Consider the following 13272-nt stretch of genomic DNA (forward strand, 5'->3'; position numbering starts at 1 on the left):
GTTGTTGAAGCACTCTGCACGGGATAATTATCAATAAACACATGTAGATCGAGGCTGATTATGAAGAACATCGTTTTATGCTGTGCAGCGGGAATGTCAACGAGCATGCTGGTTCAACGTATGAAAGACGCCGCGCAGAAAAAAGGGGTTGAAGTCACCATTAAAGCCGTTCCGGTCGCGGAATTTAAAGACAACATCGCGACGGCCGACATCGTATTACTGGGGCCACAGGTTAAATACGAGCAGGCGAAACTTCAGGCCCAGGCCGAGCCGCTGGGTAAAAAGGTCGCGGTGATCGACATGATGGATTACGGCATGATGAAAGGTGATGCCGTACTGGAAAAAGCGCTCAAACTGCTGGAGTCATAATGGAAGACTTAGAAACGACAATCATGGAACTGCTGGTCAACGCGGGTGCGGCGCGCAGTGCTGCCCTGACGGCATTACAGATGGCGCGTAAAGGTGACTTTGACGGGGCCGAAAAGGCGATGGAAGAGTCGCGCGAGTATGTGAAGCATGCACACACCATCCAGACACAGCTTATTGGTCTTGATGAAGGCACCGGGAAGCTTCCGGTTAACCTGATTACCGTCCATTCTCAGGATCACCTGATGAACGCGATGGTCATCCAGGATCTGGCGGGCGATATGATTGAGCTTTATCGACGCATCCCGTTGCTAAATTAAAAGCTACAGCTGTAAAAAAACCCGCCGAGGCGGGTTTTTTTATTTACGGCATCAACGATTACTCGTTGTCGGAACCGCCCAGACCTGCGTTCAGCAGCTCTGCCAGACTCGCGGATGCATCTTCAGCAGTCACCTGCGGTGCAGCTGGCAGTTCGCCTGCAGCACGACGACGCATACGATCCTGATGGTACGCATAACCGGTACCCGCCGGGATCAGACGACCCACGATAACGTTCTCTTTCAGACCGCGCAGTTCATCACGTTTACCTGCAACAGCGGCTTCGGTCAGGACACGAGTGGTTTCCTGGAACGATGCTGCAGAGATGAAGGACTCGGTTGCCAGAGACGCTTTGGTGATACCCAGCAGATCGCGCGAGAAGGTCGCACCGATTTTGCCGTTCGCTTCCAGTTCGCGGTTAGCGATCTTGACGCGTGAGTACTCAACCTGCTCGCCTTCCAGGAACTCGGAGCTGCCCGCGTTCTCGATGGTCGCTTTACGCAGCATCTGACGAACGATAACTTCGATGTGTTTATCGTTAATCTTAACGCCCTGCAGACGGTATACGTCCTGTACTTCGTTAACAATGTAACGCGTAACAGCATGCACACCACGCAGACGCAGGATGTCGTGCGGCGCTTCTGGACCGTCGGAAACCACGTCACCACGTTCTACGCGTTCACCTTCGAACACGTTGAGCTGACGCCACTTAGGAATCATCTCTTCGTACGGCTCGCTGCCATCTACCGGGGTGATAACCAGACGGCGTTTACCTTTGGTCTCTTTACCGAAGGAGATGATACCGCTGATTTCAGCCAGGATTGCCGGCTCTTTCGGACGACGTGCTTCGAACAGATCCGCAACGCGTGGCAGACCACCGGTGATGTCCTTGGTACCGCCGGATTCCTGAGGAATACGCGCCAGGGTGTCACCAGAGCTGATCTGTACGCCATCTTCCAGCTGTACAATCGCTTTACCAGGCAGGAAGTACTGCGCAGGCATATCGGTACCTGGGATCAGAACGTCGTTACCCTGAGCATCAACGATTTTCAGTGCAGGACGCAGATCTTTACCGCCGGTAGTACGTTCAGCAGAATCCAGAACCACCAGAGAAGACAGACCGGTCAGCTCGTCAGTCTGACGAGTAATGGTCTGGCCGTCGATCATGTCAGTGAAGCGGATGAAACCACTCACTTCGGTGATAACTGGCATGGTGTGTGGATCCCAGTTTGCAACGGTTTCACCGCCGGCAACCTGCTCGCCATCACCTTTCGCCATAACAGCACCGTAAGGCACTTTATAGCTCTCTTTGGTACGACCGAATTCGTCAATCAGCTTCAGTTCGGTGTTACGAGAAGTGATAACCAGTTTACCGCTGGAGTTCACAACCGATTTCGCGTTGCTGAGCTTGATGCTACCTTTGTTTTTCACCTGGATGCTGGATTCAGCAGCCGCACGAGATGCCGCACCACCGATGTGGAACGTACGCATCGTCAGCTGTGTACCCGGCTCACCGATGGACTGTGCCGCGATAACGCCGATGGCTTCACCTTTGTTGATGATGTGGCCACGTGCCAGGTCACGACCGTAGCAGTGCGCACATACACCAAAGTCGGTGTCACAGGATACAACGGAACGCACTTTCACGGAGTCAACAGAGTTCGCTTCCAGCAGGTCACACCACTGTTCGTGCAGCAGCGTGTTGCGTGGAACCAGAATGTCTGCGGTACCCGGCTTCAGAATGTCTTCCGCGGTAACACGACCCAGTACGCGATCGCGCAGTGGCTCTTTAACATCACCACCCTCGATAACCGGGGTCATGGTGATACCTTCAAGGGTGCCACAATCGTCTTCGGTCACCACCAGATCCTGCGCAACGTCAACCAGACGACGCGTCAGATAACCGGAGTTCGCTGTTTTCAGTGCGGTATCCGCCAGACCTTTACGCGCACCGTGCGTGGAGATGAAGTACTGGAGTACGTTCAGACCTTCACGGAAGTTCGCGGTGATTGGCGTTTCGATGATGGAGCCATCTGGCTTCGCCATCAGACCACGCATACCTGCCAGCTGACGAATCTGTGCTGCAGAACCACGCGCACCGGAGTCGGCCATCATGTAAATGCTGTTGAAGGAAACCTGCTGCTCTTCTACGCCGTCACGGTTAATCACGGTTTCGGTTTGCAGGTTATCCATCATCGCTTTGGATACACGATCGTTCGCCGCAGCCCAGATATCGATAACTTTGTTGTAGCGTTCGCCCGCGGTTACCAGACCAGACTGGAACTGCTCCTGGATTTCCGCAACTTCAGCTTCTGCTTCAGAGATGATCTCGTGTTTCTTCTCTGGGATGACCATGTCATCGATACCAACAGATGCACCTGAACGCGCTGCATAAGCAAAGCCGGTGTACATTGTCTGGTCAGCGAAGATAACGGTCGGCTTCAGACCCAGAATGCGGTAACAGGTGTTCAGCATTTTGGAGATCGCTTTCTTACCCAGCGCCTGGTTGACGATGGAGAAAGGCAGACCTTTCGGTACGATCATCCACAGAATGGCACGGCCGATAGTCGTGTCTTTCAGGCTGGTTTTCGCAACGAATTCGCCGTTAGCATCTTTTTCGTATTCAGTGATACGCACTTTAACGCGCGCATGCAGAGAGGCCAGGCCAGCGCGATAAATACGCTCAGCTTCTTTCGGGCCAGTCAGCACCATGCCTTCGCCTTTAGCGTTAACACAGTCACGGGTCATGTAGTACAGACCCAATACAACGTCCTGAGAAGGAACGATGATTGGTTCACCGTTCGCTGGAGACAGGATGTTGTTGGTAGACATCATCAGCGCACGCGCTTCGAGCTGGGCTTCCAGCGTCAGCGGTACGTGAACAGCCATCTGGTCACCATCGAAGTCGGCGTTATACGCCGCACAAACCAGTGGGTGCAGCTGAATAGCTTTACCTTCGATCAGGACTGGCTCAAATGCCTGGATACCCAGACGGTGCAGAGTTGGTGCACGGTTCAGCAGTACCGGGTGTTCGCGGATCACTTCGTCCAGGATATCCCAAACGACAGCTTCTTCACGCTCAACCATTTTCTTAGCGGCTTTGATGGTGGTGGCGAGTCCTCGCAGTTCCAGTTTGCCGTAGATGAATGGTTTGAACAGCTCCAGTGCCATTTTCTTCGGCAGACCGCACTGATGCAGACGCAGGTATGGACCTACGGTGATTACAGAACGACCGGAGTAGTCAACACGCTTACCGAGCAGGTTCTGACGGAAACGACCCTGTTTACCTTTGATCATGTCGGCCAAAGATTTCAGAGGACGTTTGTTAGAACCGGTGATCGCACGACCGCGACGACCGTTATCCAGCAGGGCATCTACCGCTTCCTGCAGCATACGTTTTTCGTTGCGTACGATGATATCCGGCGCAGCCAGATCCAGCAGACGTTTCAGACGGTTGTTACGGTTGATCACGCGACGATACAGATCGTTCAGATCGGACGTTGCGAAACGACCACCATCCAGCGGAACCAGCGGACGCAGATCTGGCGGCAGAACCGGCAGAACGGTCAGGATCATCCACTCTGGCTTGTTACCAGACTGAACGAACGCTTCCAGCAGTTTGATACGCTTGGTCAGCTTTTTACGCTTGGTTTCGGAGTTGGTTTCGTTCAGCTCTTCACGCAGCTGCTCGCACTCTTGCTCCAGATCCATGCTCTTCAGCAGGGCCTGAATAGCTTCCGCACCCATCTTCGCGTCGAATTCGTCACCGAACTCTTCCAGCGCGTCCAGATACTGCTCTTCAGTCAGGATCTGGTGACGTTCCAGGTTCGTCATCCCGCCTTCGATAACCACATAAGATTCGAAGTACAGAACACGTTCGATATCGCGCAGCGGCATATCCAGCAGCAGGCCGATACGGGACGGCAGAGATTTCAGGAACCAGATGTGAGCAGTCGGAGACGCCAGCTCGATGTGGCCCATGCGCTCACGGCGCACTTTGGTCTGGGTCACTTCAACGCCGCACTTCTCACAGATCACACCACGGTGTTTCAGGCGCTTGTACTTACCGCACAGGCACTCGTAATCTTTTACTGGCCCGAAAATACGTGCACAGAAAAGGCCGTCACGCTCAGGTTTGAACGTACGGTAGTTGATGGTTTCCGGCTTTTTAACTTCACCGAAAGACCATGAACGGATCATGTCTGGCGAAGCCAGAGCAATTTTGATCGCATCAAACTCTTCGGTTTTAGTTTGCGCTTTCAGAAACTTTAATAAGTCTTTCACGGATTTGCTCCCGTCGGAGTTAGCACACTCTGCTGTCGGGCGTTAACCCGACAGCAGTGACCTGTTTGAGCGAGAATTACTCGTCTTCCAGTTCGATGTTGATACCCAGCGAACGAATCTCTTTCAACAGTACGTTGAAGGACTCTGGCATGCCCGGTTCCATCTGATGGTTGCCGTCCACGATGTTCTTATACATCTTGGTACGACCGTTCACGTCATCAGACTTAACGGTGAGCATTTCCTGCAGGGTGTATGCTGCGCCGTATGCTTCCAGCGCCCACACTTCCATCTCCCCGAAGCGCTGACCACCGAACTGTGCCTTACCACCCAGCGGCTGCTGAGTAACCAGGCTGTAAGAACCGGTAGAACGAGCGTGCATTTTGTCGTCGACCAGGTGGTTCAGTTTCAGCATGTACATGTAACCTACGGTTACCGGACGCTCGAACTGTTCACCGGTACGGCCGTCAAACAGTGTAATCTGACCAGACGTTGGCAGACCACCCAGTTGCAGCAGCTCTTTAATTTCAGCTTCTTTTGCACCGTCGAATACCGGCGTTGCAATTGGCATACCTTTGCGCAGGTTCTCTGCCAGACGCAGCACTTCTTCATCACTGAAGGTGTTCAGGTCGACTTTCTGACGCACATCGGTGCCCAGATCGTAGGCACGCTGGATGAATTCGCGCAGTTTCGCGACTTCCTGCTGCTGTTTCAGCATGGCGTTAATCTTGTCGCCGATACCTTTCGCAGCCATACCCAGGTGGGTTTCCAGAATCTGACCGATGTTCATACGAGACGGTACGCCCAGCGGGTTCAGTACGATATCTACCGGCGTACCGTTAGCATCGTGCGGCATATCTTCGATCGGGTTGATCTTAGAGATAACACCCTTGTTACCGTGACGACCTGCCATCTTATCACCAGGCTGGATCTGACGTTTAACAGCCAGATACACCTTAACAATCTTCAGCACGCCTGGTGCCAGATCGTCGCCCTGAGTGATTTTGCGGCGTTTCGCTTCGAGTTTTTTCTCGAACTCGTGTTTCAGTTCGTCATACTGCTCAGCCAGCTGTTCCAGCTGATTTTGTTTCTCTTCGTCGGTCAGGCCCAGTTCCAGCCAGCGATCGCGTGGCAGTTTGTCGAGCTTCTCAGCTTCAACGCCACCGGCAACCAGCACCGCATAGATACGGCTGAACAGACCCGCTTCGAGGATCTGCAGTTCTTCAGACAGGTCTTTCTTAGCCTGTTTGAGCTGCATCTCTTCGATTTCCAGCGCACGTTTATCTTTCTCAACGCCGTCACGGGTGAAGACCTGAACGTCGATAACCGTACCGGAAACACCGTTTGGTACGCGCAGAGAAGAGTCTTTAACGTCAGACGCTTTCTCACCGAAGATTGCACGCAGCAGTTTCTCTTCTGGCGTCAGCTGGGTTTCACCTTTCGGCGTTACCTTACCAACCAGAATGTCGCCGCCGGTCACTTCCGCACCGATGTAAACGATACCGGATTCATCCAGTTTGGAGAGCGCAGCTTCACCCACGTTAGGGATGTCAGCGGTGATCTCTTCTGGCCCCAGCTTGGTGTCACGGGACACACAGGCCAGTTCCTGAATGTGGATGGTGGTGAAACGATCTTCCTGTACCACACGTTCGGAGACGAGGATGGAGTCTTCGAAGTTGTAACCGTTCCACGGCATGAACGCTACGCGCATGTTCTGACCGAGCGCCAGTTCACCGAGGTCGGTGGACGGACCGTCTGCCAGCACGTCGCCGCGCTCAACTGGCTCACCCAGAGATACGCAAGGCATCTGGTTGATACAGGTGTTCTGGTTAGAACGGGTGTATTTGGTCAGGTTGTAGATGTCGATACCCGCTTCGCCCGGATACATCTCGTCTTCGTTAACTTTGATAACGATACGGGATGCGTCAACGTACTGAACGGTACCGCCACGCTTAGCCACTGCAGTAACACCGGAGTCAACGGCAACAGCACGTTCCATACCGGTACCAACCAGCGGCTTATCAGCACGCAGAGTTGGAACGGCCTGACGTTGCATGTTCGCACCCATCAATGCACGGTTGGCGTCATCGTGTTCCAGGAACGGGATCAGGGACGCACCGACGGATACCACCTGCTGGGTGGATACGTCCATGTAGTCAACCTGGTCGCGGCTGAACAAGCTGGATTCGCCTTTGCTACGGCAGGTAACCAGATCTTCTACAAAGTGGCCTTCGTCATCCAGGTTGGAGTTCGCCTGAGCGATAACGTAGTTGCCTTCTTCAATAGCAGACAGGTAATGAATTTCGTCGGTAACAACACCGTCAGTCACTTTACGGTACGGGGTCTCAAGGAAACCGTATTCGTTTGTCTGTGCGTACACGGACAGGGAGTTGATCAGACCGATGTTTGGACCTTCAGGCGTTTCGATTGGACATACGCGACCGTAGTGAGTCGGGTGTACGTCTCGAACTTCGAAGCCTGCGCGTTCACGGGTCAGACCGCCTGGGCCGAGTGCAGAGATACGACGTTTGTGCGTAATCTCAGACAGCGGGTTGTTCTGGTCCATAAACTGAGACAGCTGGCTGGAACCGAAGAACTCTTTCACGGCTGCAGAAATCGGCTTGGCGTTGATCATATCCTGAGGCATCAGGGTATCCAGATCGCCTAAAGACAGACGCTCTTTCACCGCACGCTCTACACGCACCAGGCCAACGCGGAACTGGTTTTCCGCCATTTCGCCTACGGAACGGATACGACGGTTGCCGAGGTGGTCGATGTCGTCCACTTCGCCTTTACCGTTACGGATATCAATGAGCTTCTTCATCACTTCGATGATGTCGTCTTTGCTCAGGATACCGGAACCTTCGATCTCATCGCGCAGCAGAGAACGGTTGAACTTCATACGACCAACCGCAGACAGATCGTAGCGGTCTTCAGAGAAGAACAGGTTCTCGAACAGGCTTTCAGCCGCTTCGCGAGTTGGTGGCTCCCCAGGGCGCATCATGCGGTAGATTTCTACCAGCGCGCTCAGACGATCGTTGGTTGGGTCGACGCGTACAGTCTCAGAGATGTACGGACCGTGGTCCAGATCGTTAGTGAACAGCGTTTCGATACGTTTGTGGCCAGCCTGACTCAGCTTAGCCAGCAGATCCAGGCTCAGCTCCATGTTAGCCGGGCAGATCAGCTCGCCAGTTGATTCATCAACGTAATCTTTCGCGGCTACTTTTCCTGCAATGTATTCAACCGGAACTTCGATGTGTTTGATATCATCTTTTTCCAGCTGACGGATGTGGCGCGCGGTAATACGGCGACCTTTTTCCACATACACTTTGCCGTCGGCTTCGATGTCGAACGACGCGGTCTCACCACGCAGACGCTCCGGCACCAGCTCCATCTGCAGCTTGTTGTCGCGGATTTCAAAGATCACTTTTTCAAAGAACAGGTCCAGGATCTGTTCAGTGGTATAGTTCAGTGCGCGCAGAATGATGGTTGCAGGCAGTTTACGACGACGGTCGATACGGACAAACAGGTTGTCTTTTGGATCGAACTCGAAGTCCAGCCATGAACCACGGTAAGGAATGATGCGCGCGTTATACAGTACTTTACCGGAAGAGTGTGTTTTACCTTTATCGCTGTCGAAGAAGACGCCCGGGCTACGGTGCAGCTGGGAAACGATAACACGCTCAGTACCGTTGATAACGAAAGTACCGTTGTCTGTCATGAGTGGAATTTCACCCATGTAGACTTCTTGTTCTTTAATGTCTTTAACAGTGCCTTCCGGCGCTTCGCGCTCGTAGATCACCAGACGCAGTTTTACGCGCAGCGGTGCGGAATAGGTCACGCCACGGATCTGACATTCCTGAACGTCAAACACCGGTTCGCCAAGGCGGTAGCTGACGTACTGCAGCTCGGAGTTACCGCTGTAGCTCTGAATTGGGAACACGGAACGGAAGGCTGCTTCCAGACCGTACTGCCCTTCAGGATCTTGCTCGATAAACTTCTGGAACGAGTCAAGCTGGATAGAAAGGAGATATGGAATGTCCAGAACTTGTGGACGTTTACCAAAATCCTTACGAATACGTTTTTTCTCGGTATAGGAGTAAACCATAGGGTTCCTCAGCTCGCTGACAAGTCGACCCATCTGTCCGACGAAGGGACAGTTTGTGCAACACCATTTTGTGGACCGGAAAATTGAATACTTTCCGCAATACCTGTTGCTATCACGCTTAAACCATTTCATTGCGATTTACACAGAGCGAGCACCCTGTCGCAGTATATTAAGTCGTCGATAGAAACAAGCATTGAAAGACACATCGATAGTCAAACAGTGTGAAATGCTACCGAGGCCTTACAGCGCAAAAAGGCTGGTGACTAAAAAGTCACCAGCCATCAGCCTAATTACTTAGGCTGCAACCAGAAAAGTTGGCTTATTTAACTTCAACTTCAGCGCCAGCTTCTTCCAGAGATTTTTTCAGTGCTTCTGCGTCGTCTTTGCTCACGCCTTCTTTCAGCGCAGCTGGAGCAGATTCTACCAGGTCTTTAGCTTCTTTCAGACCCAGACCGGTAGCGCCACGAACAGCTTTGATTACTGCAACTTTGTTCGCGCCAGCAGCTTTCAGAATTACGTCGAATTCAGTTTTCTCTTCAGCAGCGTCAGCAGCTGGGCCAGCAGCAACAGCTACAGCAGCAGCAGCAGAAACACCGAATTTTTCTTCCATTGCAGAGATCAGCTCAACAACGTCCATTACGGACATAGCGGATACTGCTTCAATGATTTGATCTTTAGTGATAGACATTTAAATTGTTCCTGAATATCAGAATAAGTTTATACGTAAGCAGATGCTTTATAAAGATAACTGCGATTAAGCAGCTTCTTTCGCATCGCGTACAGCAGCCAGAGTACGAACCAGTTTGCCAGCCGAAGCTTCTTTCATGGTTGCCATCAGGCGTGCAATTGCTTCTTCGTAGGTCGGCAGAGTTGCCAGGCGGTCGATCTGAGACGCCGGGATCAGCTCACCTTCAAAGGCAGCGGCTTTGACCTCAAATTTTGCATTCGCTTTCGCGAACTCTTTGAACAGACGAGCAGCAGCGCCCGGGTGTTCCATAGAGTATGCAATCAGGGTCGGACCAACAAACGTGTCTTTCAGGCACTCAAAAGAGGTACCTTCAACAGCACGGCGCAGCAGGGTGTTACGAACAACACGCATGTAAACGCCAGCTTCACGACCTGCTTTACGCAGTTCAGTCATTTTATCTACAGTTACGCCACGGGAATCCGCAACTACTGCAGACAGCGCGCCTTTGGCTACTTCGCTGACTTCAGCAACAATCGCTTGTTTGTCTTGAAGATTTAAAGCCATTAGCTTTTGCTCCTGGATGTTTGCCGGAACTCATGTTCCGGAACTCACTTCACTCTTCCCAACGGAAAGAGCGTCTTAATACGGTGAGCAGAAACAAGCCAGAATATCCAAAAATAATCTTAGCGTTCTGTCACCGTCTACGCAGGGGATTAAGTCTCTTGCGAAACACCTGCGGTCTTCGACGGAGGCCTGGATTAGGCCAGGCTCCAACGAACAATTCTTTTAGCCGCTAACTTTCGTTAGCAAACGTGGGGGTAAGATTGTAGACAAAATCACCGCCCACGTAAAGGCATTAGTTTGCAGCAGCGCTCAGGCCAGCCTGGTCAACTGCAACACCTGCACCCATGGTGGTGGAGATGCTAACTTTCTTGATGTACACGCCTTTCGCCTGAGTTGGTTTAGCTTTTTTCAGCGCAACCAGCAGAGCTTCCAGGTTTTCTTTCAGTTTGTCAGCGTCGAAGTCCACTTTACCGATGGTGGTGTGGATGATGCCGTTTTTGTCGTTACGATAACGAACCTGACCTGCTTTAGCGTTCTTAACCGCTTCAGCAACGTTAGGGGTTACAGTACCCACTTTCGGGTTTGGCATCAGGCCGCGTGGACCCAGAACCTGGCCCAGCTGGCCAACAACGCGCATTGCATCTGGAGATGCGATAACAACGTCAAAGTTCATTTCGCCTTTTTTGATCTGGTCAGCCAGATCTTCCATACCTACCAGTTCAGCGCCAGCAGCTTTAGCAGCTTCTGCGTTTGCACCCTGAGTAAATACAGCTACGCGAACGGAACGGCCAGTACCGTGTGGCAGTACAGTTGCACCACGAACGTTCTGATCAGATTTACGAGCATCGATGCCCAGGTTAACAGCAACGTCAACGCTTTCAACGAACTTAGCGGTAGCCAGTTCTTTCAGCAGAGCGATAGCTTCGTTGATGTCGTACTGTTTGGTCGCATCAACTTTGTCACGGATCACGGACATGCGCTTGGTCAGTTTAGCCATTTCTTAGTCCTCCACTACCAGGCCCATGGAACGTGCAGTACCTTCGATAGAGCGAGTCATCGCTTCAATGTCGGCACCAGTCATGTCGGCAGCTTTGGTCTGCGCGATTTCCTGCAGCTGAGCGCGGGAAATTTTACCCACTTTGTCTTTGTTCGGTTTACCGGAACCAGACTTGATACCAGCCGCTTTCTTCAGCAGAACTGCTGCAGGAGGGGTTTTGGTAACGAAAGTGAAAGAACGGTCAGCGTAAACAGTGATTACAACTGGGATTGGCAGACCTTTTTCCAGGGATTCAGTTTTGGCGTTAAACGCTTTACAGAATTCCATGATGTTCACACCCTGCTGACCCAGAGCTGGACCAACTGGTGGACTTGGGTTCGCCATACCAGCTGCAACCTGCAGCTTGACGTAGGCTTGTACTTTCTTAGCCATTCTAAAATCCTCTGATTGGGTGATAGCGCCTCAGCGAGGCTCCCCGTGAATAAAATCGTTTTACAGGCCGTGGCCCATAAAAACAAAAGGCGCGAAATTGTATTCCAATCTCGCGCCCTGTGCAACGATTAAATCGCCGCTTTTTTGATCGCTGCTTAGGCTTTTTCTACCTGGGCAAAGTCCAGTTCTACCGGGGTCGCACGACCGAAGATAGAAACAGAAACTTTCAGGCGGGATTTCTCGTAATCCACTTCCTCGACCACGCCATTAAAGTCAGCAAACGGACCGTCATTAACACGAACCATTTCACCCGGTTCAAACAGCGTTTTCGGACGCGGCTTATCACCCACCTGCTGCAGGCGGTTCATAATCGCATCAACTTCTTTGTCGCTGATTGGCGCCGGACGGTCAGACGTGCCGCCGATAAAGCCCATCACGCGCGGTACGCTGCGCACAAGGTGCCAGCTCGCGTCGTTCATAACCATCTGAACCAGCACGTAACCCGGGAAGAATTTACGCTCGCTTTTGCGGCGTTGGCCGCCACGGATCTCGACCACTTCTTCGGTCGGAACCATAACTTCGCCAAATAACTCTTCCATGTTGTGTAATTTGATATGCTCACGCAGCGACGTTGCTACGCGGCCTTCAAAACCGGAAAACGCCTGAACGACGTACCAGCGCTTTTTAGGGGCTTCAGACATCTCAGAACCTCAGGCCAGTGATAAAGGATACCAGGCGAACCAGAATACCATCCAGTCCCCACAGGATCAGTGACATTACAGCGGTTACCGCCGCTACGATCAGCGTGGTGTGCAATGTTTCCTGGCGAGTCGGCCAAATTACCTTACGGACTTCGGTACGCGCTTCGCGGGCAAAAGCGACAGTCGCTTTGCCTTTTGTCGTCAACAGCGCGACACCACCCGCTGCAGCAATCAGAATAACCACTGCAAGCGCACGTAGCGGCAGCATAATGTCACGATAAAGATAGTTGCCGACGATCGCTACGATCAGCAGAACGGCTACCACTACCCATTTCATCGCTTCCAGGCCGCGCCCGCTCCCTTGAGCTTCGGTATTCGCACTCATAAACCAACCTGTCAGAAGTATTCTACAAACATTTTCACCCCGCGATCGCGAGGCAAACCTAATCGAAATGCTAATTCGCTTTTCGAATTATACGCTCTCTGCAGAGCCTGTCTCAGCAATGATTATGACAAAAATAATCACTGATGAGCCAGGTTCTGGCGTGAAAGCGTGCAAAAAGGGCATCAAATGATGCCCTTTTATTGCGCATTGCGTCAAATGTTATCAGCAATTAGCCGAGAACTTTAGCAACCACGCCCGCGCCAACGGTACGGCCACCTTCACGGATTGCGAAACGCAGACCGTCGTCCATCGCGATTGGGTGGATCAGCGTCACAACCATCTTGATGTTGTCGCCTGGCATTACCATCTCTACGCCTTCTGGCAGTTCGATGGTACCGGTCACGTCAGTTGTACGGAAGTAGAACTGTGGAC

11 protein-coding genes are annotated in these 13272 nt (G+C 52.2%); 2 read left to right on the forward strand and 9 right to left on the reverse strand.

The window, feature by feature from the left end; all coding sequences use genetic code 11:
- Nucleotides 1-60: 60 nt before the first annotated feature.
- Nucleotides 61-369 carry a PTS sugar transporter subunit IIB gene (locus AC2FAK_RS21990; RefSeq protein ID WP_023334100.1) on the forward strand — a complete coding sequence of 103 codons (309 nt, stop codon included), beginning with the start codon at nucleotides 61-63 and terminating at the stop codon, nucleotides 367-369.
- On the forward strand, nucleotides 369-686 hold the full coding sequence (locus AC2FAK_RS21995; RefSeq protein WP_020684626.1) for a PTS lactose/cellobiose transporter subunit IIA: 318 nt from the start codon (nucleotides 369-371) through the stop codon (nucleotides 684-686). The genes AC2FAK_RS21990 and AC2FAK_RS21995 overlap by 1 nt, the downstream gene beginning before the upstream one ends.
- Nucleotides 687-744: 58 nt before the next feature.
- Here the strand turns inward: AC2FAK_RS21995 and rpoC are convergent, their stop codons facing one another.
- The 9 genes from rpoC to AC2FAK_RS22040 form a co-directional block, all read right to left on the reverse strand.
- Entirely contained in the window at nucleotides 745-4968 is a 4224-nt protein-coding gene (gene rpoC / locus AC2FAK_RS22000; protein ID WP_013095003.1) for a DNA-directed RNA polymerase subunit beta', read from the reverse strand.
- Nucleotides 4969-5044: 76 nt separating this feature from the next.
- Complete coding sequence (gene rpoB / locus AC2FAK_RS22005) at nucleotides 5045-9073, reverse strand: DNA-directed RNA polymerase subunit beta (protein WP_008503453.1); 4029 nt, start codon at nucleotides 9071-9073, stop codon at nucleotides 5045-5047.
- A 319-nt stretch (nucleotides 9074-9392) separates the two neighbouring features.
- Entirely contained in the window at nucleotides 9393-9761 is a 369-nt protein-coding gene (gene rplL / locus AC2FAK_RS22010; RefSeq protein ID WP_013095002.1) for a 50S ribosomal protein L7/L12, read from the reverse strand.
- A 66-nt stretch (nucleotides 9762-9827) separates the two neighbouring features.
- Nucleotides 9828-10325 (reverse strand): 50S ribosomal protein L10, encoded by a 498-nt coding sequence (rplJ, locus tag AC2FAK_RS22015; RefSeq protein ID WP_013095001.1) that lies wholly within the window; start codon nucleotides 10323-10325, stop codon nucleotides 9828-9830.
- Between the two features lie 292 nt (nucleotides 10326-10617).
- A complete protein-coding gene (gene rplA / locus AC2FAK_RS22020; RefSeq protein ID WP_013095000.1) occupies nucleotides 10618-11322 on the reverse strand; it encodes a 50S ribosomal protein L1 in 705 nt (234 codons plus the stop codon).
- 3 nt (nucleotides 11323-11325) lie between these two features.
- Nucleotides 11326-11754, reverse strand: a complete 429-nt coding sequence (rplK, locus tag AC2FAK_RS22025) for a 50S ribosomal protein L11 (protein ID WP_008503452.1) — start codon at nucleotides 11752-11754, stop codon at nucleotides 11326-11328.
- A gap of 155 nt (nucleotides 11755-11909) precedes the next feature.
- Nucleotides 11910-12455: a transcription termination/antitermination protein NusG gene (gene nusG, locus AC2FAK_RS22030; RefSeq protein WP_003862341.1), complete on the reverse strand. Its 546-nt coding sequence runs from the start codon at nucleotides 12453-12455 to the stop codon at nucleotides 11910-11912.
- A gap of 1 nt (nucleotide 12456) precedes the next feature.
- Nucleotides 12457-12840: a preprotein translocase subunit SecE gene (gene secE, locus AC2FAK_RS22035; protein ID WP_013094999.1), complete on the reverse strand. Its 384-nt coding sequence runs from the start codon at nucleotides 12838-12840 to the stop codon at nucleotides 12457-12459.
- 229 nt (nucleotides 12841-13069) lie between these two features.
- Nucleotides 13070-13272 (reverse strand): EF-Tu C-terminal domain-related protein (locus tag AC2FAK_RS22040; protein WP_001566749.1); only part of this gene is annotated, 203 nt, incomplete at its 5' end.

The sequence above is a fragment of the Enterobacter cloacae complex sp. 394F7 genome, assembly GCF_057320385.1.